The organism is Mesorhizobium sp. DxT (assembly GCF_058448885.1).
The window spans coordinates 17,995-41,660 of the sequence record NZ_JBZFLJ010000017.1 but is presented as its reverse complement, the minus strand read 5'-3'; the positions used below and the strand labels follow the sequence as shown (position 1 = coordinate 41,660).

Annotated in this window: 23 protein-coding genes; 11 read left to right on the top strand and 12 right to left on the bottom strand. The window is 60.3% G+C overall.

Translation table 11 applies throughout. The features are described from left to right. Positions 1 to 203: 203 nt before the first annotated feature. The 3 genes from ACVJNE_RS23240 to ACVJNE_RS23230 all read right to left on the bottom strand — a co-directional run bounded on the left by ACVJNE_RS23240 (position 204) and on the right by ACVJNE_RS23230 (position 2,588). Positions 204 to 1,106, bottom strand: coding sequence for a DUF4189 domain-containing protein (locus tag ACVJNE_RS23240; protein ID WP_499569118.1), 903 nt, complete (start codon positions 1,104 to 1,106; stop codon positions 204 to 206). A 50-nt stretch (positions 1,107 to 1,156) separates the two neighbouring features. Beyond that, positions 1,157 to 1,759 carry a hypothetical protein gene (locus ACVJNE_RS23235; RefSeq protein ID WP_499569117.1) on the bottom strand — a complete coding sequence of 201 codons (603 nt, stop codon included), beginning with the start codon at positions 1,757 to 1,759 and terminating at the stop codon, positions 1,157 to 1,159. Positions 1,760 to 2,294: 535 nt separating this feature from the next. Next, a complete protein-coding gene (locus tag ACVJNE_RS23230; protein WP_499569116.1) occupies positions 2,295 to 2,588 on the bottom strand; it encodes a DUF3175 domain-containing protein in 294 nt (97 codons plus the stop codon). Between the two features lie 116 nt (positions 2,589 to 2,704). On the opposite strand from ACVJNE_RS23230, the gene ACVJNE_RS23225 reads away from it, so the two are divergent. After that, positions 2,705 to 3,697 (top strand): cation diffusion facilitator family transporter, encoded by a 993-nt coding sequence (locus ACVJNE_RS23225; RefSeq protein ID WP_499569115.1) that lies wholly within the window; start codon positions 2,705 to 2,707, stop codon positions 3,695 to 3,697. Here the strand turns inward: ACVJNE_RS23225 and ACVJNE_RS23220 are convergent. Genes ACVJNE_RS23220 through ACVJNE_RS23195 form a run of 6 tightly spaced genes read right to left on the bottom strand, consistent with a single transcriptional unit; the run spans position 3,673 to position 10,403 of the window. Beyond that, positions 3,673 to 4,050: a hypothetical protein gene (locus tag ACVJNE_RS23220; RefSeq protein ID WP_499569114.1), complete on the bottom strand. Its 378-nt coding sequence runs from the start codon at positions 4,048 to 4,050 to the stop codon at positions 3,673 to 3,675. The genes ACVJNE_RS23225 and ACVJNE_RS23220 overlap by 25 nt on opposite strands. Continuing rightward, positions 4,047 to 6,617 carry a cytochrome c oxidase subunit I gene (ctaD, locus tag ACVJNE_RS23215; protein ID WP_499569113.1) on the bottom strand — a complete coding sequence of 857 codons (2,571 nt, stop codon included), beginning with the start codon at positions 6,615 to 6,617 and terminating at the stop codon, positions 4,047 to 4,049. The genes ACVJNE_RS23220 and ctaD (ACVJNE_RS23215) overlap by 4 nt, the downstream gene beginning before the upstream one ends. Next, on the bottom strand, positions 6,614 to 7,684 hold the full coding sequence (locus tag ACVJNE_RS23210; RefSeq protein WP_499569112.1) for a sodium:calcium antiporter: 1,071 nt from the start codon (positions 7,682 to 7,684) through the stop codon (positions 6,614 to 6,616). Before ACVJNE_RS23210 ends, ctaD (ACVJNE_RS23215) begins: the two co-directional genes overlap by 4 nt. A gap of 3 nt (positions 7,685 to 7,687) precedes the next feature. Beyond that, entirely contained in the window at positions 7,688 to 8,686 is a 999-nt protein-coding gene (locus ACVJNE_RS23205; RefSeq protein ID WP_499569111.1) for a cytochrome c oxidase subunit II, read from the bottom strand. After that, a complete protein-coding gene (locus ACVJNE_RS23200; RefSeq protein WP_499569110.1) occupies positions 8,683 to 9,822 on the bottom strand; it encodes a c-type cytochrome in 1,140 nt (379 codons plus the stop codon). Before ACVJNE_RS23200 ends, ACVJNE_RS23205 begins: the two co-directional genes overlap by 4 nt. Continuing rightward, positions 9,822 to 10,403 carry a cytochrome c oxidase assembly protein gene (locus ACVJNE_RS23195; RefSeq protein WP_499569109.1) on the bottom strand — a complete coding sequence of 194 codons (582 nt, stop codon included), beginning with the start codon at positions 10,401 to 10,403 and terminating at the stop codon, positions 9,822 to 9,824. Before ACVJNE_RS23195 ends, ACVJNE_RS23200 begins: the two co-directional genes overlap by 1 nt. A 164-nt stretch (positions 10,404 to 10,567) precedes the next feature. Between ACVJNE_RS23195 and ACVJNE_RS23190 the strand changes: the two genes are divergently transcribed. After that, positions 10,568 to 12,889, top strand: coding sequence for a membrane-bound PQQ-dependent dehydrogenase, glucose/quinate/shikimate family (locus ACVJNE_RS23190; RefSeq protein ID WP_499569108.1), 2,322 nt, complete (start codon positions 10,568 to 10,570; stop codon positions 12,887 to 12,889). Positions 12,890 to 13,017: 128 nt separating this feature from the next. Here ACVJNE_RS23190 and ACVJNE_RS23185 read toward each other — a convergent pair whose 3' ends face one another. Together ACVJNE_RS23185 and ACVJNE_RS23180 are read right to left on the bottom strand one after the other, a co-directional pair. Further along, positions 13,018 to 13,206 carry a hypothetical protein gene (locus ACVJNE_RS23185; protein WP_499569107.1) on the bottom strand — a complete coding sequence of 63 codons (189 nt, stop codon included), beginning with the start codon at positions 13,204 to 13,206 and terminating at the stop codon, positions 13,018 to 13,020. A gap of 246 nt (positions 13,207 to 13,452) precedes the next feature. Continuing rightward, complete coding sequence (locus ACVJNE_RS23180) at positions 13,453 to 13,728, bottom strand: hypothetical protein (RefSeq protein ID WP_499569106.1); 276 nt, start codon at positions 13,726 to 13,728, stop codon at positions 13,453 to 13,455. 175 nt (positions 13,729 to 13,903) lie between these two features. Between ACVJNE_RS23180 and ACVJNE_RS23175 the strand changes: the two genes are divergently transcribed. From ACVJNE_RS23175 to ACVJNE_RS23155, 5 genes are all read left to right on the top strand, one after another. Further along, positions 13,904 to 14,611 carry a gluconate 2-dehydrogenase subunit 3 family protein gene (locus ACVJNE_RS23175; RefSeq protein ID WP_499569105.1) on the top strand — a complete coding sequence of 236 codons (708 nt, stop codon included), beginning with the start codon at positions 13,904 to 13,906 and terminating at the stop codon, positions 14,609 to 14,611. A gap of 22 nt (positions 14,612 to 14,633) precedes the next feature. Next, the gene (locus ACVJNE_RS23170; protein WP_499569104.1) at positions 14,634 to 16,394 is read left to right on the top strand and encodes a GMC family oxidoreductase; all 1,761 of its coding nucleotides are present in this window, start codon (positions 14,634 to 14,636) and stop codon (positions 16,392 to 16,394) included. Continuing rightward, entirely contained in the window at positions 16,391 to 17,641 is a 1,251-nt protein-coding gene (locus tag ACVJNE_RS23165) for a c-type cytochrome (protein WP_499569103.1), read from the top strand. Before ACVJNE_RS23170 ends, ACVJNE_RS23165 begins: the two co-directional genes overlap by 4 nt. 9 nt (positions 17,642 to 17,650) lie before the next feature. Further along, the gene (locus ACVJNE_RS23160) at positions 17,651 to 18,103 is read left to right on the top strand and encodes a hypothetical protein (protein WP_499569102.1); all 453 of its coding nucleotides are present in this window, start codon (positions 17,651 to 17,653) and stop codon (positions 18,101 to 18,103) included. 135 nt (positions 18,104 to 18,238) lie between these two features. Next, on the top strand, positions 18,239 to 18,751 hold the full coding sequence (locus ACVJNE_RS23155) for a CopD family protein (RefSeq protein ID WP_499569101.1): 513 nt from the start codon (positions 18,239 to 18,241) through the stop codon (positions 18,749 to 18,751). On the opposite strand, the gene ACVJNE_RS23150 is transcribed toward ACVJNE_RS23155, so the two are convergent. Then, complete coding sequence (locus tag ACVJNE_RS23150; RefSeq protein WP_499569100.1) at positions 18,721 to 19,236, bottom strand: DUF2231 domain-containing protein; 516 nt, start codon at positions 19,234 to 19,236, stop codon at positions 18,721 to 18,723. The genes ACVJNE_RS23155 and ACVJNE_RS23150 overlap by 31 nt on opposite strands. Here ACVJNE_RS23150 and ACVJNE_RS23145 point away from each other — a divergent pair. Genes ACVJNE_RS23145 through ACVJNE_RS23130 form a run of 4 tightly spaced genes read left to right on the top strand, consistent with a single transcriptional unit; the run spans position 19,228 to position 23,319 of the window. Continuing rightward, a complete protein-coding gene (locus ACVJNE_RS23145) occupies positions 19,228 to 19,920 on the top strand; it encodes a cytochrome c oxidase subunit II (RefSeq protein ID WP_499569099.1) in 693 nt (230 codons plus the stop codon). The two genes, ACVJNE_RS23150 and ACVJNE_RS23145, sit on opposite strands and share 9 nt — an antisense overlap. Beyond that, positions 19,917 to 22,400, top strand: coding sequence for a cytochrome c oxidase subunit I (gene ctaD, locus ACVJNE_RS23140; protein ID WP_499569098.1), 2,484 nt, complete (start codon positions 19,917 to 19,919; stop codon positions 22,398 to 22,400). The genes ACVJNE_RS23145 and ctaD (ACVJNE_RS23140) overlap by 4 nt, the downstream gene beginning before the upstream one ends. Continuing rightward, positions 22,397 to 22,717 carry a hypothetical protein gene (locus ACVJNE_RS23135; protein WP_499569097.1) on the top strand — a complete coding sequence of 107 codons (321 nt, stop codon included), beginning with the start codon at positions 22,397 to 22,399 and terminating at the stop codon, positions 22,715 to 22,717. Before ctaD (ACVJNE_RS23140) ends, ACVJNE_RS23135 begins: the two co-directional genes overlap by 4 nt. Then, the gene (locus tag ACVJNE_RS23130) at positions 22,675 to 23,319 is read left to right on the top strand and encodes a cytochrome c oxidase assembly protein (protein ID WP_499569096.1); all 645 of its coding nucleotides are present in this window, start codon (positions 22,675 to 22,677) and stop codon (positions 23,317 to 23,319) included. Before ACVJNE_RS23135 ends, ACVJNE_RS23130 begins: the two co-directional genes overlap by 43 nt. The last annotated feature ends 347 nt before the right edge of the window (positions 23,320 to 23,666 follow it).

Genomic DNA, 23,666 nt, shown 5'->3' with positions numbered 1-23,666 from the left:
AAGTGACCTTCTTAGCAAAGTCGCAGGCAATTATGCCCCCGGAAGGATGGGAGGAAACGGTACAAGTTGATCGGCGAGGCTTTTTTCGCGACGAAGCCACATTCAATTAGGCGCGCTGTCTTTCGACCAGGCAGTCGTGTATAACGCATGGTGCAGGAGAGCGAGGTCCTGGGGTACCGTTCAGGTGGTCGTAAAGCTATGGGTCAAAACTCCCCAAGATCAACAGAATCAAGATTCAGTTTCGGGTAATTCTCAACCGGCAAAGAGCATATCATATCCCGATATTGCTCATATGTATCCTCGGAAGGCAGTATCATCTGGGCGCCCTGATACAGCACCTCATAATGAGGCGGATGAGTGCCGCCATCGAAATTGTGTTGGTAGCCGTTCGTCGCAAAGCGTGATTCACCTAACCCCTCCGGGTCCCGCACGAGCCGGTCGTCGAAGTATTTCGTTTCCTTCACCTTCTCTAGGAACCGCCTCGTGATCGGGCTAGCATCCAGCCTCCCCCTTTCAATACTGGAAAGATGCGTTCCCTCAGTCACCAGAAAATAGCCATATTCACTACCACCCGACGATAGCCACGAGTTGGGAATCCTGTCTATAGTTTCACCATACGCTGCGGCTTCTTCCAGCGGAACCTTGGTGTAGCCGCAATAGTGGACTTGACGATGTGCGAACGGGCTCGTGTCGTACTTGTGCGTTGTCGTCAGGATCAGCGAAGTAAGGACGAGTCGTGTGTTTTCGCTGTATGAAGCCAAGCTGCTTTTCTGTGTCGTGTTGCACCCCCACACACGAACGACACAATTACCCGTTCCGCCGGCCCGTTCTCGACAGAATGCCGTGGCTTCGTCTCTGACGGCTTCGGCAGTCTCTCCACGAGCCCATCCCCACGCACTGGAGCCAGGTACCTGATCAGCAGCCCATGCTCCACACCCGTCGCGAAACCCCATTACAGCATCACAATCTTCGCCGCACTCTTGCTTGGCACGCGCCATTGCTTGAGAGAGGGTCGGATAATCGACTGCCCAGCCCCATTTCTGTCCCTGACCGCCGTCAATATACAAAGCGGAATCGGCCTGCAAATCGCCGCTGGCTGCAAGCAAGAGCGCTAGCGTGACAAACGCATATCGGCTCCCAGAGGAGGATTGCCACGTCACCATATATCTCCCACCAGTTCTGCGTCACCGGGGATCTCCAACATTGGTGCGGGCTCACTCGGGTCGAATACAATTGCCTCTGGCGAGTGGCTTGCAGGATTGACATCACGTTCGGTCGGCAGCTGGACTTCAAGTTGAGGGGCCTTGGACAATGCGTTTGCCTCATAGCCATTCAGCAGGTGCGATATGCGCATGTCGACGTACTCATTCTGGGCAACAGCGTCGTAAGCGCGTCCAAGAAGACCAGAAAACACATATGCCAGCATGCCGCAGATGAAGCCCCAATACGCGAAGTTCTTTAATCCGCTGTAGACTCTATTCGCCCGGGGACTGCGACGAGACATGGGTTTGTTCCAGCCAAATCTCGGCATTATCGAAAAAAGTGGCTGCAGGGCCTTAATTTCTTGACCAGCCGATACTTCGAGATAGAGCCGCCCAGCGCGGGGGGCAAGGATTGTTGACACGCCTGTCTTTCCCTCAAGTGAGAGAATGTAGTCGCCCGATGCGACCGTTTCGCCATCCAGTTTCGGTCTGGTGACAAGGACGCGGGCGGGAAAAAACGCTTCTGGCGCGTCGCAGCAATAGCTATTTGATCCCATCGGTCCCCCCAATGTCTTTGCCTAAGCTAGCCACCCAGAAAGGGGCACACAAGAAGAGAGGCCTGTCGGTGGCCGAAGACCGGAGATAACCGAGGTAGGCGGGACACCCGCTACCTGCATTGAATCCCGGGTCCATGGAAGTGCGGGATGCGCTCGCCGCGATGGGGCGCAAAGCAAGCTCCGTTGGCTGATGAACCGATTGTGTCCAAACGATCGATGGTAGCCCAAGTAGCGGCGCTCGAAAGGCGTTGCACTCCCCGATTAGATGAATTGCAAGCGAGAGTCCGCCTTAAGCTCGGAGCCCGCATACTGCTGAATGGGGGTCAGCCGCGTGCGGGCTTTCTGCTTGGATCCACACCCTCCGACTTGCGGGTCTGCGCCTGCGTTTGGTCGACCGGTTCAGACAGACCGAAACGCCCGGCAGGTTTCCGGTTTTCTGCCGCCTCCTGAGAAAACTCGTGGGAGGGATCGTCGCTACGCACAGGCTTCGCGATCCGCTTTCCGGTCTCTCGCCTGTTCGCCGTCTGTTTCGCAGTCATCCGTTTTTCCTCTTCCTTCCATAGAGCGTTCGTAATTCGTCCTTCGCATCCTCGAGCACGCGGCGTTGTCTGGCGCGCAGGTTCTCGCCCGCACGGTTGATGTAGAAAGTCAGCATCGACATCGCGGAGCGAAACGGCTCGGTATTACGTCGGTCGCTTCGTTCAGCGGATCGTTTCAGCGACCGCGCGACGTCCTTGGGGTCGTCCCGCAAAAAGACATCTTCTTCGAGATCGAGCGCGTCACTCTCCTCGTTCACCTTTGCAGACCAGTTTTTTGTCGATCTAGCCATGGTCCTCTTCCAAATGTTTGGAACGGGTTCCATCGCCCGATGTTCCATACTGGGCGAACCCAACCGTCGCTCAAGCGTTCCGGCAGTACGGGTCGATCAGCCACGGAGGCGGGACCGTGAGAACCATCACCGCACATGAATTTCCGCAAGAGATAGCCGACGTCTACGTGCGGGCTCGGCGCCTAGAGTGGATCACGGTGGGATACATCGCCACTTCCACCACGTTTCTTTTCTTGGTGATGGGCAGTTCGCAGGCAATGCGCACGAGCTTCTTCGAGGACGCGGTTAGCGTTGTGCCGGCACTCGCATTCCTCGTCTGCACCAGGCTGGCGCGCCGCGCGCCCACTCACAACTTTCCCTACGGCATGCACCGCGCAACCTCGATCGGCCACCTCATCGCAGCATTGGCACTGTCGACGATGGGGCTGTTCCTCCTGATCGAGGGCGGCCTGAAACTGATTTCTCAGGAGAAGGCGACTATCGGCACAGTCACATTCCTGGGGCATTCGATCTGGGCCGGTTCGCCGATGCTGATAGCCCTGCTCTACACGGCGGTACCCTCCTTTTTCCTCGGGCGCATAAAGACGAGGCTTGCGCCCCGCCTGCACGACAAGATCCTGCATGCGGACGCGGCGATGATGCGCGCCGACTGGATGTCGGAAACCGCCGCCGCTGCCGGCGTGATCGGCCTGGGCCTTGGCATCTGGTGGCTCGATCCCCTTGCTGCGATGGTTGTCTCGGGCAGCATCATGCGCGACGGCTGGACCAACTTACGTGTCGCCGTAACCGACTTGGCGGATCGCAGACCAATGAAGACTGATGGATCAGACTGGGAGTACCTGCCGGAAGAGGTACGGCAGACGCTGGAAAATCTCGCCTGGGTGCAGCAGGCGGAAGTGCGCATGCGGGAAGAAGGTCACATCTTCATGGGAGAAGCCTTTGTTGTACCGAAAGCTGGTACGTCAGGACTCACGACCCTGATCATGGAGGCAGCAGCGAACGTGAAAAGACTGGACTGGCGCGTGCATGATACTGTCATCATGCCCGTGGAAAGCCTGTCGCAGATGAAGGCGGGCGAGCCTTCTCAACGAAGGGAAACGCAAGCCTGAACAATAAGCGCGGCCGTGCCGGTCCATATCGCGGCGACGAGAGAAAGTGCTCCGATGAGCCGCGCAATTAGAATGATCGCCTTCGTGTCCTGCCTCTGCCGTTCCAATCGAGTTAAGCGCGACACGTATGCAGGGGCGATGACGATTGGCGCGATTAATACAATTGAAAAAGCCGTCGCGATGCCGACAAGAATAGATGACGCCTGCTCTTGCCAGCCCAGCGCGCACAGCCAGGTGTGGCCAACATAGACGAGGGAAAACTGTAGTCCCCACACGATCAGGCCCCAAAGCAGAAAGCCGATCGTTGCGATGGTCGAGGGGCCTCGCCGAGGTGCAGGGAGATGTTGTGTCACGAGATCACTCTCGGAAAGCCGTGGACGAGAAGAAGACCGAACAGCATCTGCAGTAGTGCGTACCCGAAAAGCAGCGCTACGTTTTCATAGCTGACCCGGCGGATGCGATCGAGACGCCCGGCTAAACATCGCGCAGCGGCAACAGAAAGCATCATGACAAGAGCAAATGCGAGCTGCCCATCGAGCACGCCTGCCATATAGACCATGGCGCCGTAGGCATTTTCGGTCGGGCGCAGCCCGCTCTGCCAGTGACCCCAGAGATTGGTGGCAACAGCCGCCACGAGGCAGGCAGCCGTGAACACGAACAGCAGCGGGGCGGCAACCCCGCGTTGGCCCGGTGCCGGCAGCACGGCGTTGGCAGCCATGAGCGAGACACCACCGGCCAAAACAAGCCCCGCCGACGTCCATGGCCAGACGACATCAGGAAGCGATGGTGAGCCACTCGGCGCCCATACCTCGGGTGAGACCACCCAAAGATAGAGATAGGAAAAGACGTATGCGAGATAGAGCGAACCGGCGACCAGAACGAGGACGACAGTCGCCCACCACGCATGCGAGGATGGCCCGCTCATATAGGTCGGCAGCTTGACGCCCGCCCCGATGTCGACCTCGCCTGCGCCCGGCCCCTTGTCCAGGCACCAGGTCCAAACCAGCATCGCACCGATCGCGACGACGCTGCATATGGCCGCCATCGTGACTGCCTTGATGGTGAGCAACAGGAAGAATGCTGCGGTGAAGATCGCCGCAATCACATGCGCGAATCCCGGTCCCGGCATGCGGATGATATATTGTGGCCGTCCTTCGATGGCGCTCGTCACGATCGTCTCGCGGCCGCCGGTCGGGGCGTTCGGCAGGAAGTGATGTCCTTTCTCCACCTCTTCAGACAGATTGGGCTGGTCCCACAGCGGGTCGCGGCTGGTGACCAGGGGAATGCTGCGCGTTGAATAGACGTCGTTTGGAAGCCATTCGAGTGTGCTGGCGCCCCATGGATTATCCGGTCCCGCAGACCCCGTGATGACGGGACGGAAGCGTCTTGCCAGGTCCACAACGAAAAGGGCGATGCCCGCGGCAAATATATAGGCGCCTATGGTGGAGATCATGTTGAGCGCGTCCCACCCGACATTGCCGGGATAGGTCCAGACACGCCGTGGCATGCCCCGCAGTCCTGTAATGTGCATTGGGAAAAAGGTAACGTTGAAGCCGATGAACATCAGCCAGAACACCCAACGCCCTACGCGCTCGGAAAGCATGTTCCTGCTGGCCATTGGAAGCCAGTAATAAAACGTCGCGAACAAAGGGAAGACCATCCCGCCGATCAGCACGTAATGGAAATGGGCAACCACGAAGTAGGAGTCGTGCACCTGGAAATCGACCGGCACCAGCGCCACCATGACGCCGGTCAGCCCGCCGACAGTGAAAATGAACAGGAAGCCCAGAACGAATAGCGAAGGCGTGTTGATCCGGAAGCGCTCCTTGCTGGCCGCGATCGTTGCAATCCATGAAAACACCTGAATGCCGGACGGTACGGCAACGGCCATGCTCGCTGCCGAAAAGAAGGCGAGACTCAGCGACGGTATCCCCGTCGTGAACATGTGGTGAATCCAGAGGCCGAACGAGAAGAAGCCGGTGCCTATGAGGGCGACGACGATAAGGTCGTGCCCCACCAGCGGGCGTCGCGCCATCGTCGATACGATCATCGAGACGAGGCCAGCCGCCGGCAGGAAGATGATATAGACCTCCGGGTGGCCAAAGAACCAGAATAGATGCTGCCACAGCAGTGGATCGCCGCCTCGGTGGGCTGAGAAGAAGGGCCAATCAAATGACCGCTCGATTTCGAGGAGCATGGTGCCCAGGATAACGGCGGGAAAAGCGAAGATGATCATCGCCGCAAAAATGAGCATCGCCCAGGCGAAGATCGGCATCTTGGCCAGCGACATACCTGGCGGCCGGGTCTTGAGTGTGCCCACCACGATTTCCACGGCGCCGGCAATCGCCGATATTTCGATGAAACCAATGCCGAGCAGCCAGAAATCAGCGTTGTCGCCTGGTGAGAATTCCTTGAGTGTCAAAGGCGTGTACATGAACCAGCCGCCTTTGGGCGCCAGATCGTAAAACACGGTCGAGAAGAAGACGAGGCCGCCCACGACATAGGCCCAGACTGCGAAGGCGGAGAGCCGTGGGAAGGGCAGGTCACGCGCCGCAAGCATCTGAGGCAACAGCATCACGCCAAGGGCTTCGACCGCGGGAACGGCAAACAAGAACATCATCGTGGTGCCGTGTACGGTGAATAGCTGATTGTAGAGATCCTGACTGATCAGATCGTTTTCCGGCACGGCAAGCTGCGTGCGCATGACGAGCGCCAGTATGCCGGCAAGAAGGAAAAACAGGAACGCAGTGCCGATATAGAAGATGCCGATGACGGTGTTATTGACTGCCGTGATGATCCTCCAACCCCTCGGTCGTGCCCAAATCGATAGCAATTCCTCGACCTCGCCATCCGAACGAGGGTCCGGATTGGGCAGATCGTATTCGGCAGGCGGGCGCCCATTCGCCAGCGTATGGGTCATTGATCCGGTCTCAACGTGTAGAGGATGGCAACGCCGACCGCATACGTGACCATTACGGCAATGGAATCATAGCCCATGCGCAGCAGCGAGCGGTCGCGTCGCTCCGACAGACCGGCCAGAAACAGGGCCGTCAGCACGATGGCTAGCAACGCGCCAAAGATGGCGAAATCGTCCATCCGGTTGAGGATCACCTCCTCATTTGTATCGAGCAGGTCAACCACGAAGAGAAGCGCGACATTGATCAGGTTGGTCCCCAGAATGTCGGAGATCGCCATGGTGTAGAGACCACGCCGTGCCGCCGTAAGCGCCGTACTCAGTTCGGGCAGCGACGTTGCCAATGCCACCAGAACGAAACCGACAAAGCTCTGGCCGAGCCCGCTTGCCTGAGCGATGGCGTCGCCGCTACGGGCAAGCACGAAACCTGCGGCGAGGATCACAGTGGCAGTGGCGCCTGTTTTGATGAGCAGCGGACGCAAGCTGGCACCTTGTGCATCGTCGGCTTGCCGATGTCTTTCATCGGCGTGGATCAGCCGTTCGTCGATGCCGCCGTTGCGCGCGGCAAGCCATGGCCGCTTGCCGCGCACTGCAGCCAAGCTCCATACCGCAGCCACATACAGAAAGAGGCAAGCCCAGGCCCATAGTCCAACACCGAATATGCCGACGTCGCCGGCAACCATCGCCGCCGCCGCGACGGCCAGCAGAAGGACGTTCAGCGCGCCCTGGAGCATCACCGTGGGGTCCGGAACCACGGCGGTGAGCGCCTCCCGGCCAATCATCAGATCGACCACTGCAAGCAACGCGACCTGCAAGGCGATGCTGCCGAACAGATTGTTGACGGCAAGCTGGGCATCTCCGGCAATCGACGCGGTTGCGGTCACGCCGATTTCAGGCAGAGAAGTAACGCCGGCCAGAAGAATGATGCCGATCACGGCCTGCCCCAGCCCGGTTATGCGGCTGATCGCGTCGGCATAGCCGGTGAGACGGGCACCGGCGAACCAGACCGCCACCGCGGCGACCGCAAACAGCAGCATATTAATGGGAAGGCCAAGCTGAACGAAATCAAGCATGGCCTATTCCAGACCCTCGAGATAAGCGGCGATGGCGTCCAGTTCGGAATCCGAGAAGACGTCATACTCCGGCATGAAATTGTCGGGCTTGATGTGCTGGTTGTCCGTCAGCCATCGGCGAAACGACCGCAGGTCGTTGGGCAGCCTTGCGGCGGCGAGCGAGTGCCTGCTGCCCACATGGGTCAGGTCCGGCCCGATCGTTCCGGCTGCCGGCGTGCCACGAACCGCATGGCAACCTGCGCAGCCATGCTCCATGAACAGCCGCTGCCCTTCGCGCCTGATCGCATCTGCCGGTTCGGTGGCGGGCCTCGCCTCGGCTTCAAGCCATTGCCGATAAGCGTCCGGCTCCATGGCGACGACGTACATTGACATAAGGGCATGCGCGCCGCCGCAATACTCCGCACACTGCGCCCGGCTGACGCCGGGCTCAGTCGCTTCGAGCGTGAGCGTGTTCGTGCGCCCGGGAATCATATCAAGCTTGCCGCCGAGCTGCGGCGCCCAGAAGCTGTGGATCACATTGTCGGACTGGAGCCGGATGGCTACCGGTCGCCCGACCGGCAGACGCAGTTCGTTGGCACTGACGATCTCTTCGCCCCCTGGGCCATCATAGATCACCCGCCACCACCACTGCTCACCGACGATCGTGATGCCGGGCCCCTCGGCGGACCTTGAGCGCGCCGAACCCGCCTGCATGACGAGGAGCCCATAAGTCAAGAGACCGCTGAGGACGAATACCGGCAGGAAGATGCCGAAAGCGACGACAAATCTCTGGGACGTCAGGAGACGGCGCCAATGAACCGGCGCAAGAATTGCGATTGCCGCGACCGTAATGACCAACACCGTCACGGCCACGGCAATCCAGGTCACCGTCCAAAAAAGTGGCATGATCTCGCGAGCTTCGGCGCCGCTGGCGTCGAAGACCGATTGCGGGCCGGAACACCCCCCCAGTACGGCGCCGGCGCCTAAGGTGAACCCAAGAGTTGGAAACCCGTGCCTGGTCATCTTGAGGAACTCGCGCGCGCGGTAGCTTCAATGGACGGCAAGGCGCTCACCCGGGCGAGATAGGTCGTAACATCGTCGATCTGTTCATCGGTCAGCTTCCGCGCCACGGTCTGCATAATCTGCCCGTAGGCCGAGTCACCGCGTGTCCCCTGCCGGAAAAGACGGAGTTGCGTCGCCAGATAAGTCTTCGATAGCCCGGCCAGCCTGGGGAAAGTGGCTGCCGATGTCTCACCATGGCAGCTCGCGCAAGCCGGCACGTTTTGCCGTGGAATACCTCTCATTGCTATGTGGTGCCCGCGTTCGCGCTGGTTATCTCCTCCTTGTCCGGTCGGCGTCTGCTCGAGCGGTCGCCGGGCCATCGTGGCAAAACGTTCGGAAAGCACTTTGATCTGCTCGCTCGTCAATGCAGCCGCCAGCGGCTCCATCATGCCGCTCTGACGCATGTCGAGCGCATATTCTTCGAGGGCACGGCGAAGATAGGCCGGTTTCTGTCCGGTCAATGACGGCACCGTCGCGGAGACTGGTTTGGATGCGGCATCGCCGTGACAGGTAATGCACTGTGCGAATAGCTCTTCACCGGCAACGTCCAGCGCGAATCCGGACCGGGATCCTGCAGCGCCTGCAAGCTCGTTGTAACGTTGCTCCGACATGCCCGGTAACTCACGCAGGAAGGCGACAACCGCCCAGACCTCGTCATCCCGTCCGTCGCCGATCCACTGCGGCATGCCTGTAAATTTCAGGCCGTGCCGAACGATCCAGAAAAGTTCATCCTGTTCCCAATCGCCTACCTTTGCGCCCAAAGGCGGAGGGGACGGATACATTCCAGTGACGATCGGGTCCTGGCGAGATCCGGGCGCTGAATGGCAGGGCTGACAGCCATTGGCGAAGTGGCGCGCTCCAAGGCGTACCAGGTTAGCATCATCAACGTCTGGAACTCTAACGAACGCGCTGTGCGTATCGATCGAGCGCCGGAGAGTCAGTTTGATGAGCTTGTTGGTAATGTCGAAATGGCGGGCCGAGGCCGCAACGCTATAGCCGCCCGAGAGAACAAATGCGGCCCCGAGTGCCAACCCTCCCGCAATGACCATTATTGCGCCGAGTGCGACAGCCCGGCGACGTGGCAGAAAGATCGCCATCAGCGCAACTCCGGGTGCGGATGCCAGCCATTAGCCAATTTTGCGGACTGGAGCCACCGTTTGGCAGCAACGATTGCGGCGCCGACAAAAACTGCGGGACACGCAACAAGCATGAGCAGGCCGGCGAGCTGCTGATCGACCAGGGGAGCGGCCTGGGTGCCGAAACAGGATTGCATAAGTGCTAGCTGCCAGTAGATGGCGCGCGGCGAAAAGGTGAGCAGCACGCCGAGCAGGCAGAAGAGCTTGCCGGTGACGAGGAGCGCCGCCATCGAGGACCATTCACCCTGTCTGATACCGCGGATGACCGCTGCCCAGAACCAGAACGCCACCGCAAAGAGCGAACCATGCATTGTCAACATCAAGGATGGGCTCTGCAGCGCCGCCCCGAGCATTGCCGGGATATGCCAAATCCAGAGCAGGGCAGTCTGAAGGCCGGTCGCAAGAGCGAGACCGCCCCCTCCCCCTCCGGCCAGCCGAACAGCGGACTGCGGGACCGCTAGTACTACGCAGGGCGCAAGCACGTTCATGGCCGTGATATGCACGACCATATGCTGCGACAACATCCCCTCGAAAATCGCCATGGATCAATAACAAGTGTTGGAACCCTATGTTCCATTCGACTGTCGCAGAAGGGATAGCTATCGCAAAACGGCCCTCCAATATCACACTGTCAGCTGGAGACGGGCTATGGTTGGACTTGGGAACAAAGTGCCTCGCCGCCGATTAGGCCCCGAGGAGGTTCTCCATGACGACCGTGCTCGCAATCGTGCTTCTGCAGCTGGGATTTCTCGTTGGCGGGGGCGGAATCTGGCTCATCGCACTGGGAGGGTCGTGGTACTACCTGCTTGCCGGGGCCGGCTTTGCATTTACGGGCTTCGCCCTTTGGCTGCGTAATCCGATCGCTCTCTATGTCTACGCAGCCCTCGTCCTGGGATCGCTTTTCTGGGCTCTCTACGAAGTTGGAATGGACTGGTGGGCGCTGGCGCCCCGTGGTGGGCTGATCGTTGTGCTTGGCATCATCCTGCTGGGGTTGCTCATCGGCAGGCGGCCTCGGAGTGTGGCTGGCGCGTGGAGATGGGGCGGTGCGACGCTGGGCGCGACTTTGGTTGCAACGATCGCGGTCGCTGTCTTTGCGATGCTTGGCGAGTCTCACACCGTCAAGAGCCAGGTGGCGGAAGCCGGCGAGATTTCCTTGCCGCCCAGCGAGGCGAGCGTGCCGCCCGAGCAATGGGTCGCCTACGGTCGAACAATCGGTGGCAGCCATTATTCGCCGCTTGCAGCGATAACGCCCGCAAATGTCGGGCAATTGGAAGAGGCCTGGGTGTATCGCACAGGTGACGTTCGCGACCCGGAAGTCGACCCCGAGGAAACGACATACGAAGTTACACCGACCATGGTGGACGGTCTGCTCTACCTGTGCACGCCCCACCACATCGCAATCGCCCTGGATCCCGTTAGCGGCGAGGAACGCTGGCGATATGACGCAACCGTCGGCCACAATCAGATGCGGCAGCACCAGACGTGTCGCGGCCTCACCCACTACCGTGTGGAGGCAAGTGCCGATGCCGACTGCGCCAGCCGCATCCTCCTGCCGACGGCGGATGCCCGCCTGATCGCGCTGGACGCGAAAACGGGGGCAGAATGCGTCGGTTTCGGCCAGGACGGTGCGGTCGACCTGAGCGCCAACATGCCCCATTTCTACGCTGGATCGTATTATTCCACATCCCCGCCGGTCGTGGCGGACGGGTTGATTGTCATCGGCGGTGCGGTCAACGACAACGTCTCGACCACGGAGCCATCCGGTGTCATCAGAGCATATGACACCGAAACCGGCGAACTCGTCTGGAACTTCGACAGCGGTAATCCCGAACAGACCGAACCGTTGGCTGAGGGCGAGACTTACGTCGGCAACTCGCCCAACGCCTGGTCCATGCTATCGGTCGATGAGGAACTGGGGATCGTCTATGCCCCGATGGGCAACGCTCCGCCCGACCAGTATGGCGGCGACCGGACCGAGGAAACGGAACGGTTCTCCTCTTCCGTTACCGCGCTTGATCTTGCGACCGGCGAACTACGCTGGGTGCGCCAGCTCGTCCACCACGACCTGTGGGACATGGATACGCCCTCTCAACCCCAGCTCGTCGATATCCGGCGCGACGGCGAGGTGGTGCCGGCGCTGGTTCAGGCCACAAAACAGGGTGACATCTTTGTGCTCGACCGACGGTCCGGCGAACCGCTGCTGCCGATCACTGAGGACCCAGCGCCGCAAGGTGCGGTCGAAGGCGATTTCACCGCCCCCACCCAACCGCGCTCAGCCATGAGTTTCGCGCCCGAGCCGCTACGCGAGAGCGATATGTGGGGAGCGACCATGCTCGATCAGCTCTATTGCCGCATTCGCTACCGGGAACTCAATTACCAAGGCCGCTATACGCCACCCTCGGTCAACGGCACCATCGTGTATCCGGGTAATTTCGGGACCTTCAACTGGGGCGGGGTGGCAGTCGATCCTGTACGCCAGGTGGTAATCGCCAATCCGGTCTACCTGGCGTTCATCGTCAAGCTGATTCCTCGTGCGGATGACACAACCAGCTACGTGTCGGAACAAAAACCGGGCTTCAACGAGAATTATGGTGCCCCCTATGCTGCCGAAATGCGCCCGTTCTGGTCGCCGATTGGTCTCCCCTGCCAGCAACCGCCATGGGGTTATGTCGCTGCTGCAAGCCTGGAGGACGGCAATGTAGTTTGGCAGCATCGTAACGGTACCGTTCGAGATCTGTCGCCCTTGCCGCTGCCGTTCGAAATGGGCGTCCCCGCCATAGGCGGCCCGATTGTCACCGCGGGAGGTGTCGCCTTCCACAGCGGTACATTGGACTATTACGTCCGGGCATTCGACGTAACGACCGGCGCCAAGCTCTGGCAGGACCGACTTCCGGCCGGCGGACAGGCGACGCCGATGACCTACGAGGGAGCTGACGGGCGGCAATATCTCGTCGTGGTCGCCGGGGGGCACGGCTCGACAGGCACGAAGCCGGGGGACTATGTAATCGCGTATTCTTTGCCGGAATAACGCTCCGGAACCGAACTGATCTGGCAGCGCGCCTCCTACGTTCAGAGTTAGCGATTGGCGCCGTTCTCACTGCTTCCAATCCCGAAACTGGTGAGGCCGTTTGTTATCTGCATCGACACGGGTCGAGCTCAACTATCGCCCCTGAGTAGCGCGAACAACGCTACCGCCCCAAGCACAGCGATCTGAGCCAAGCGCTCGGCGACCTGCCTTCGCGAGGCTTGCGCATCCGGCCCGACAGAGGCTAGCCAGATCGCTGCCGCTGCAAATAGCATGGTCACAGCGAGCGTTGTGGAAATGGCGAAATCGAACTGCATCATTTTTGATCTCCAACAAATCATCTGGAGGCCATGATGCATCGAGGCTGATGGAGGTGGATAAGCGAGTAACAAGCGACGAGCTATGCAAGGCGTGTCGCGGCAACTCGCAACAGAAACCCTTTGCGAGACAACGCCGTCCCACCAGAGCCTTGCGATGCACCGCAACAATCGACTTTCAAGTCATCGGAAGCGATGGGTGGCTAATGCTGTCCCCCTATGCCCCGGGGGCAGCATTAATCCGTTCAGCTACTGGCGCCTCCAGCTCTTTTCAGCTTCGCTGGCGCTCAGCAGTGACAGCGCCTCCCCAATGGGATCCCTGACGTCGTGCATGTTGCCGCAATCGACTGCATTGATTTGGATGAGACACAGGAACGTCTCGACCAGCTCGTGAGCTGAAGCAGGATCAGCCAGCCGCCCGGCGGCTGCTTCGATCAACCGGCGCGCATGGCCTATATCGATTGCCGCATCCGCCAGAAGCAACGCTCGTAGCTGCACGACAGCCGCTCGCGCATCAACTGACATAGTGTCCCTCGCAAGTCGCCTATCTCAATGATGTCGCAGAACACAGGTAGATTGGCAATCCGCCCAGACTCCACGGAAGCGGCGCGTCAAAAGATTGTTGGAACCTCTTCAGGCGTTGGCGGTTGTGTCTCAAAGAGGGAGGCATATCGTGCATTCGTTGACGCGGCGCCATGTAATGAGGCTCATGCTTCTTGGCGGAACCGCACTGGCAGTACCACACGCATTTGCTAAAGAGTTTGGACGCGGCGCCGGTGTGCCATGGGAGCCCTCAAGGGGCGAAATCCCATATTACGGCACCTCGAATGACAGGTTCTTCACACCTGAGGAACGCGAAACGGTCGCGGCGATCTGCGCCAGGCTCATTCCAAGCGACGAGGATGGTCCAGGCGCGACGGAAGCGGACGTCGTTACCTTCATCGACCGCCAGATGGCTGGATTCTACGGGCGCGGACAGCACTGGTACATGAAGGGGCCCCATGGCGAGGGGACTGCCACACAAGGCTATCAAAGCGAACATCCGCCGGCGACCCTTTACAGATTGGCGCTTGCGGAACTCGAGACTTACTGCGCGTCCCACCACAAAGCACGCTTCGTGGACCTGACCGACGACCAGCAAGACGCTGTCTTGACCGGTCTCGACGACGAAGAAATCGAATTCGACGGGGTTTCCGGAAAAGTCTTCTTCGACTTGCTCCTCAAGAACGCGATCGAAGGCTTTTTTGCAGATCCCATCTATGGCGGCAATCGCGACATGATCGCGTGGCGCTACGTCGGTTTTCCAGGAACCCGCTACGACTACCGCGACTTCGTGAACCATGATGGCAAAGCCATACCGCTTGAGCCGGTCAGCCTGATGGGCCGGCCCGGCTGGGACCGACCATAAAGCATAGTGTTCAGAGGTTTCGATGACCAAGCAATTGCCAGGCGTCGACGTCGTTCTAGTCGGTTTTGGCTGGACGGGCGCAATCTACGCCGAGAAACTGACCGCTGCAGGGCTGGAAGTGCTGGCACTGGAGCGCGGGCCTTGGCGCGACACTCCAAATGACTTCGCTACGACGTTCGCGCAGGACGAACTACGCTACTACTGGCGGCACGGTATGTTTCAGGAGGCATCCCAGGCTACCCTGACCTTTCGCAATAACAGTGCGCAAACCGCCCTTCCGATGCGCCACTGGGGATCGTTTCTTCCGGGAAACGGCGTTGGAGGGGCTGGCGTTCACTGGAACGGGCAGACATATCGCTTTCTGCCATCGGACTTCGAAGCCCGCACCCATAACGAGGAACGGTACGGTCCTCTACCCGAACACCTGACAGTTCAGGATTATGGCGTCACATATGACGAGCTCGAACCGCATTTCGACTACTTCGAGAAGATCTGCGGCATTTGCGGCCAGGCCGGCAATTTGAATGGCGAGACCGTTGAAGGCGGCAACCCGTTCGAAGGCCCGCGCAGCGACAACTACCCCAACCCCCCGATGCAGATGACGTTTTCGCAAGACAGATTTGCTGCCGCGGCACGGGAACTGGGGCTGAGCCCGTTCCCGGTCCCTTCGGCAAATATGTCGCGGGCCTACGTCAATCCCCTTGGTCTCCAGTTGGCTCCCTGCACCTATTGCGGATTCTGCGAAAAGCATGGCTGTGGAAACTACTCGAAATCGTCACCGCAAACGACGATCATCCCGGTGCTGATGCAGCGTCCGAACTTCGCTCTGCGCACCAATTCGGCGGTGTTGTCGGTCGAGAAGGCTGCCGACGGCTCCCGGGCTTCCGGTGTCACCTTTATCGACGCCAACGGCGACACCTTCTTTCAGCCGGCAGAGGTGGTCGTGCTTTGCGCATACCCGCTAGAAAACACCCGTTTGCTTCTGCTTTCGCAGATCGGGGAGCCCTATGACCCGCAAAGTGGCGAAGGGGTTGTCGGAAAGAATTACTGCTATCAGGTGATGTCGTCAGCCACGGTGTTCTACGACGAGGAATTCACCAACGGCTTCGTCGGCGCCGGTGCACTCGGTATGGTTGTCGATGATTACAACGGCGACAATTTCGATCACTCGGGCCTCGGTTTTATCGGAGGCGGCTATATTGCCTGCCACACGACCAATGCGCGGCCCATTGAGAGCCATCCGGTTCCCGACAATGTGCCCAGTTGGGGCAGTCGCTGGAAGAAAGCTGTTCGCGATAATTTTTTGAAGACGACCAGCGTCGGCGTGCACGGCGCATCGATGGCCCATCGCAGCAATTATCTTGACCTCGACCCGACCTATACCGATACCCACGGTCGGCCGCTATTGCGCATGACCTATGATTTCACGCTCAACGACCGGCGGCTCACGCAACACCTGACACCCGTTGCAGAGCAGATAGCAAACGGCATGGGTGGCCGCGAGGTCAAGGTCAACATTCGCCGCGGCTCCTACGACTCGGTGCCCTATCAGACCACCCACAATACCGGCGGCACGATCATGGGTGCAGATCCGAAGTCCAGCGTCGTCAACAGATACTGTCAGAGCTGGGATCTGCCGAACCTTTTCGTCGCCGGCGCGGGACTGTTTCCCCAAAACGCCGGTTACAATCCCACTGGTACTGTCGGAGCGCTGGCCTACTGGTCGGTCGATGCGATCATCAACCAGTACCTGCGGCAGCCTGGCCCGTTGGTGCAGCCATGAGACCGCTGTCTCCCACACTCTTAAGCATCGCGGCGCTGGCTCTCATCGGCAGCACAACACTCACGCTCGGATCGTCCCAGGCTCAGGAGTTGTCTTATTCGCAAGTTGAGCGTGGCCGCTACCTGACCGTGGCAGGAGACTGCAAAGCGTGTCATACCGATCTGGAAAATGACGGCGTGCCGTTTGCTGGCGGGCGCGGCCTGGGCACTCCCTTCGGAACCATTTTTTCGTCCAATCTGACGCCCGACGACGAAACCGGGCTCGGCCGCTGGACACGGGACGATTTCTATCGCGCCCTCAACGAGGGCGTGGATCGTGACGGGCACCACCTCTACCCGGCGATGCCGTACCCCTATTTCACGTTGATGACGAGAGAAGACACCGATGCGATCTTTGCATATTTGCGAACGCTTGACCCGGTAACGGCCCAGGTGCCGGAAAACGAACTTCCATTCCCCCTGAGCGTCCGGCGGTCCGTGTGGGGTTGGAAACTGCTCTTCTTCGATGACGAGGAATTTGCGAGCGACCCTGACGCGTCGGATGCGTGGAACCGCGGCCGATATCTCGTCGATGGACCCATGCACTGTGGAGGTTGCCACACCGGAAAAAATGCGTTGGGCGCCGACGATTCCGACGAATACCTTCGTGGCGGAGTGCTGGAGAACTGGTACGCCCCCAACATTCGGGGCGGAGAGAACGGTGGGATTGCCGACTGGAGCCCGGACGATATCGTCGAGTTCCTTCGCGACGGGCGTTCGCGGCATACCGCACCAATGCAGCGCATGGGCGAGGTTGTCGCCCTTTCAGCTCAGCATTTACATCAGGAAGATCTAGACGCCATCGCTACCTACCTAAAGAGCCTTGATGACCAACCCCGAGAAAACCAGGCCGAGCCGGATGCAGCGCGCGTCGAGATCGGCGAAGCCATCTACTTCGACAACTGTGCCGCCTGCCATGCATCAGACCGGTCGGGTGTTCCTTACCTGTTTGCTCCCCTTAGAACTTCAAACAAGGTGCTGGCCGAGGACCCGTCAACCGCCATCCGCATTATCCTTGGCGGAGCGCGCGCCCAACCGACGGAGGCAGTCCCAAGCGTCCTCGCAATGCCGCCGTTCGACTGGAAGCTGTCCGACGACCAGATCGCGGATCTTTTGACCTACCTTCGCCATTCCGGCGACAGAAATGCCGGGCCGGTCTCGGCCTCGCAGGTCAGCGAGATGCGCGAATACCTTGCAGGTGAACACTGAGGCCTTGAGATGATGCGTGTATCCACGTGCTCCTTTTTGCTGCTGGGGTCCATCGGTGTCGGCTTCGCACAGCCGATTTATCTCGGCGAGGCGAAGTTCGAGACTGAAGACCGCAGCGCCATGGCTGCCCTTATCGACCACTGCACCCAACTCGCCTCGAATGAACAAAGCGACATCGAAAGCTCTGAATCTCGCGCGCAGGATGCGTCGGAACGCGCTGACGCGGAGCAAGGTGCCGTCACACCACCTGTACCGCCTGGCACCGAAGCAAAAACACGCGACGACCCTGCGACCCTGTCGATCGACATTGATGGGCTTGCCTCGGTCAGTAGCGAACAGGCTCCCGCGGGAGAAGGCGCAAATGCAGCCGCCCCGCCGGGGGAAACGTCGGAGGCCGAGACGGAACCGGATGTCTCAAGCATTACATTGCAGTCGTGTCGGGAAGCGGGTCTTGTCTATTAGCCGCCCCGCCCGGGTATCTGCTGCCGGGCTGACCGGTGATTGTGCAGACCGTAACACCTTCACAGCCACCAAGAACAGCTATCATGTCTTGTGGCATCAGTCTTGAGAGGATGAACAAGCCATGGTCCTTACGCAGTGCTAGAATGGCTGGCGTCTACCATTCCCTTGTGGAAAGCCCTGCATGTGACCGCACTCTGTGTCTGGTGCGGCGGGCTCATCACGCTTCCATTAATGCTGACAAGGCACGATCCCGCCATCTCGCAGAACGACTACCGCCTCATCCGACATGCAACCCACCTGACCTATACGATCGTGGTCACGCCGGCAGCAGTCATTGCTGTGGTCGCCGGGACCTGGCTGATCTTCCTGCGAGAGGCTTTCGTTCCGTGGCTTTTCGCCAAGCTGGTTTTCGTCGCGTTGCTGCTTGTGCTTCATGTATGGATCGGCAGTAGCATCGTGCGCATCGCCGAAGAGCCGGGCGATCACAAGCCGCCGAACCCATACGTGCCTGTGACAGGCATAACCGGTTGTGCCATTGCAATATTACTGCTTGTTCTCGCAAAGCCCGAGCTTGACTGGATCGCGTTTCCGGACTGGTTGACGGAACCGCGCGGCGGTCAGCTGCCTTTCGCTGTGCCCAACCGATAGTCGAAGACGAGCTTGCCGCCATGCCAGCCCGTGAAAGCCACGACCGCGACACACACTGCCGAGAGCAGTATGCCGTATGGCAGCACCGCGGCTTCGTAGCCATACAGCCGGTAGCCCCAGTTGGCTCCGAGAAGCGAGAGCAGGGTCACCGCGATGATGAAATGGGTCCATGCGGCGGCACGGGCTCGAATGCCGGACACGAGCAGCAGCTCTGCGGTGCCCGAAAAGCCCGCGAACATTCCGAGCAGAAAACCACCCCCGACCGCCCACAGCGCAGCACGCGCCCAGAAAGAATCGCCGGTCCACCAGTACAGCAGGTCAGCAGCGAAGGTGCAGAAAGTCAGTGCCACGGGGAACGCGACGCTCATGGCGTGGATAGGGTGACCGAGAATGGCGATGCGCGACTCGGTGTCGTCAAAGCCGGGTTGCTCCGCAACCGGGTCGATAAGCTGTTCGTTCTCGCCCTCGAATTTCTGGTGGGCCATTCCGCACCCCTCCTCAAGGTCTTTCTGCTTTCCACAACGGCCGTCGTCGTGTCCGGTTGCGCCGGTCCGCTGTCGACACTTGACCCAGGCGGGCCAGCCGCCCGCATCATTGCCCACTTGTGGTGGGTTATGCTGGTAGGCGCAACGGCCATCTTCGCCCTGGTGATGGCGCTGCTGGCGCTCGCATTCCGTAGCAAGCGGCTACAGGGTGAACCGGCTGCAAGCGAACGCGTCTGGATCGTGGGGCTGGGTCTCGCCTTCCCGTCGGCGGTGCTTCTGTCGCTTCTCGCCTACGGTCTTTGGGCGGGTGAGCGACTACTGCCACGCGAGTTTGCAGATGTCGCGCGGGTCAACGCCCAAGCGGAGCGATGGTCATGGACTTTCTCGTATGAAGATGCTCCGGGCCGGACCACCACCGACATACTGCACATACCGGCCGATCGGCCTGTCGATGTCGCCATAACGGCCGCCGATGTGATCCACAGTTTCTGGGTGCCGCGTCTGGCCGGAAAGCTCGACGCCATCCCCGGCCATGTCAACGTGCTGCGGCTGGAAGCCGATGTGCCGGGCACCTATGCGGGCCTGAGCGCGGAATATAGCGGGCCGGGCTACGACAGTCATTCCTTTACGGTCATCGCGCACACCCCCGACTCCTGGCGGGCATTCCTGGAGGTTGACGAATGAACGCGCTGGCCCGCCACCGGCGGCTGACCGCGATATGGTCTTCTGAACCTGGCTGGAAGGGCTGGTTGACCACAGTCAATCACAATGACCTGGGGCTCATGTTCCTCGTCACGGCCTTCTTCTATTTCCTGATCGGCGGCGTGCTGGCCATGCTCATAAGGGCGCAGCTTGCCACCCCTGATTCCGCATTTGCCGGGCCGGAAATCTACAGCCAGCTTTTCACCATGCACGGGACCGTCATGATGTTCCTGTTCGCCATCCCCGCAATCGAGGGCCTGGCAATCTATCTGCTGCCGAAATTGCTTGGCACCCGCGATATGGCGTACCCGCGCCTGACCGCCTACGGCTACTGGTGCTACTTTTTTGGCGGCGCCATGCTGCTGGTCTCGCTGCTGCTTGGCGTCGCGCCGGACTCCGGCTGGTTCATGTACCCGCCCCTCACCGGGCGCATCCATTCACCCGGCATCAATACTGACTTCTGGCTCATCGGCATAACCTTCGTGGAAATTTCGGCAATCTGCGCCGCCGTGGAGCTGACGGTTTCGATCCTGCGATACCGCGCGCCGGGCATGTCGCTTGACCGGATGCCGATCTTCGCATGGTACATTCTGGTGGTGGCGCTGATGATCCTGACGGGGTTCCCGCCGCTGATCCTGGGCTCGATCCTGCTGGAGCTGGAGCGCGCCTTTGGCATGCCCTTCTTCCAGGTTGAACTGGGCGGCGACAGCCTGTTGTGGCAGCACCTTTTCTGGCTGTTCGGCCATCCAGAGGTCTACATCATCTTCCTCCCGGCCGCCGGTGTCATCTCGACCATCCTGCCTGTCATGTCCTCGACGACGCTGCTTGGGTATCGATGGGTGGTGGCTGCGACCGTCGCACTTGCGATCCTCAGCTTCGGGCTTTGGGTCCACCACATGTTCACCACGGGCATTCCCCATATGGGTCTCGCCTTCTTCTCGGCTGCTTCGACACTGGTGGCCGTTCCGACAGCCGTGCAGGTGTTCGCCTGGATAGGCACGATGTGGAAGGGCACGCCTCGGCTACGCCTGCCGATGCTCTACATTCTCGGCTTCTTCGTCACCTTCGTCATTGGCGGGCTGACGGGGGTGATGGTCGCCGTCGTGCCGTTCGACTGGCAGGTGCACGACACCGCCTTCGTGACCGCCCACCTCCATTATGTGCTTTTTGGAGGCTTCGTCTTCCCACTGCTGGCCGGCGTCTACTACTGGCTTCCGCTCGTTACTGGCAGCAAACGGTACTTCCGATTGGGACAAGTGGCCTTCACGCTGATATTCGTCGGCTTCCATGTGACCTTCCTCGCGATGCATTGGGTGGGCCTGATGGGCCAGCGGCGGCGCATCTCGACCTATACGCCAGAGGACGGTTGGACTGCGATCAACCTGATCTCCTCGATCGGAGGCTTCGTGCTCGCGTTCGGTCTCGTCATCGTGCTCTTGGAGGTGGTGCTCAACGTCATCGTGCGTCACAGGTCACTGCGCAACCCATGGCGCTCCGGGACGCTCGAATGGGCAACGACGATGCCGGCTCCCGCATATAACTTTGCCAGTCTTCCGCAGGTTAACTCGCGCGAACCGCTGTGGGACGATCCGAACCTGCCCACACGTATCGCGCGCGGCGAGTTTTATCTCGGCGATCCCGCCAGTGGACAACGCGAAACGCTGATCGTGGACGTTGCCACCGGCACGCCGCAGCAGCATGTCGTCTATCCCAACAACACGCGGCTTCCGATCTGCATGGCTGCCGTGACCGGGATTTTCTTTCTGTCCATACTCCTCAAGGTTTTCTGGCTGGCCCCATTCGCGATGGCAGGTGTCGCCGTGCTTGCCATGCGTTGGGCCTGGACGCTCGGTTCGAAGAAGGACCTCGGCGACCAGCCTATCGGTCGCGGGGTCCGGGTTCCCAACATCGCCGAAGTCGACAGACCGCCGGGCTGGTGGGGTTCAGCTTTCCTGCTGGTGGCGAACGCAACCCTGTTCGGCTCGCTGCTGTTCGGATACGCGTTCCTCTGGACTATCGCGCCGGGGTGGCCGCCGCCATTCTTCGTGACTCCATCGGCTCTTGTCTTGATAACGGCCATCATCGGTACGGCTGCGGCGGTCGCCGGCATTGGCCATGCCGTCAGCAGCAATCGCAGAGGCGCGAAACCGATGGCCGGCCTCTTGATCGCACTGGCCGGCATTGCCGCGCTCGGAGTCTCGCTGTTGGCCTTCCTCACGATGGCTCCATCTCCCACGTCGCACGCCTATGGCGCGACGCTGTGGGTGCTGGGCAGTTACGGTCTCGTGCATGTGCTGGTGGCAGCGCTGATGCTGGTCTTCCTTCTGTTGCGTCTGCGGGCCGGCTACATGTCTTCGCGGCGACGTGCAGAACTGGCCGTCGCGCCGCTCTGGATCGGCTATCTATGCGTAACGACCGCCCTGATCCTCTTCTGCGCTTATCTTCCGGGCATGGTGGCATGAGGGACCTGCTGCGCATACTCGTATCGCCCGTTGTCTGGCTGGCAGCGTTCAGCGCGGTTTACGGCCTGCATGGCGTTCTTTGCGAAATCGATCCCGGCGCGGCATTCGCCGGTGCGTCGTGGCGGCGACTATCGCTCGCCATCGCCTTTTCGCTTACCATCCTGGTTCAGGTCGTTCTGCTGATGATGCTCCACTCCGACCGGTTTGGAGCCGCGCCGGGATTTTCGCGAGTGGTGAGCCGGGCTAGCGGCTGGGTTGGTCTGGTGGCGGTGGTGTGGACGCTGTTTCCCGTGCTGACCACAACGACATGCGGATAAGCCGCGGCTGGCCGCTTGCAGCCGGGCTGGCGCTGCTCGCCTGGCTGTGGATGGGCCCTCTGCCTGATTTGGCCCGCAGAGCCTTTTCCCCGCACATGATGCTCCATCTTGCCGTCGCGGTGGTCGCTGCGCCAATGATCGTCATTGGCCTGTTGCGGCTTTTCCCAAACATGCGAGCGCCGCGCCGCCTGCTGCTGGTCGCACTTGCTGCTTCGGCTTTGGAGTTCGCTGTCGTCTGGGGCTGGCATGCGCCGGCGATGCATGAAGCGGCCGCGCGTTGGCTCCCTATTTTCGTGGCCCAGCAGCTCACCTTTCTGCTTGCGGGCATGGCCCTGTGGTGGGTCTGTCTTGCCGATCGCGACCGGAGAGGCCTCGCGATCGGCGCCGGCGCCATGCTGTTCACGTCGATGCACATGGCAATGCTAGGCGTGCTGCTGGTGCTCGCACCTGCGCTAATCTACGCACCGCAATACTGCCTCGGCGCTTTCGGTCTGGATCCCCTTGCCGACCAGCAGTTCGGAGGCGGCATGATGGCATTGTTCGGAACGATGCCGTTCGTCATCGGCGGTTCCTGGCTGGGCTGGAGACTCGTCGGCGAGTAGGTGAACGCCGTTTTTTTTGCAGGCTGGAAAGCCGGATGACGTCACGAGGTCGCGCGCAGACAGGCGGAAAATGAACGTATCGCCGCGTGGATCGAAAGCGACGGCAACGTCGGCGAAGTGGCTGGGCATTTCGCGAACGAAGCGCCGGGCAAGCAATTAGCGCGGTCAACGAATACCGGGCCTGCCGCCATACTCCGCAAAAGATGCCAGACGGTCGCGAAGAACCGATAGTACGTGCCGGAGCCGTTCATCGCCGCGATGGTCAAGCCCTGACCGACCTCAACGGCATACTTCCGCCCCCGACATCGCGGCGAGAGAATGTGCGTGCTAGGCTGCACCATGTGCAT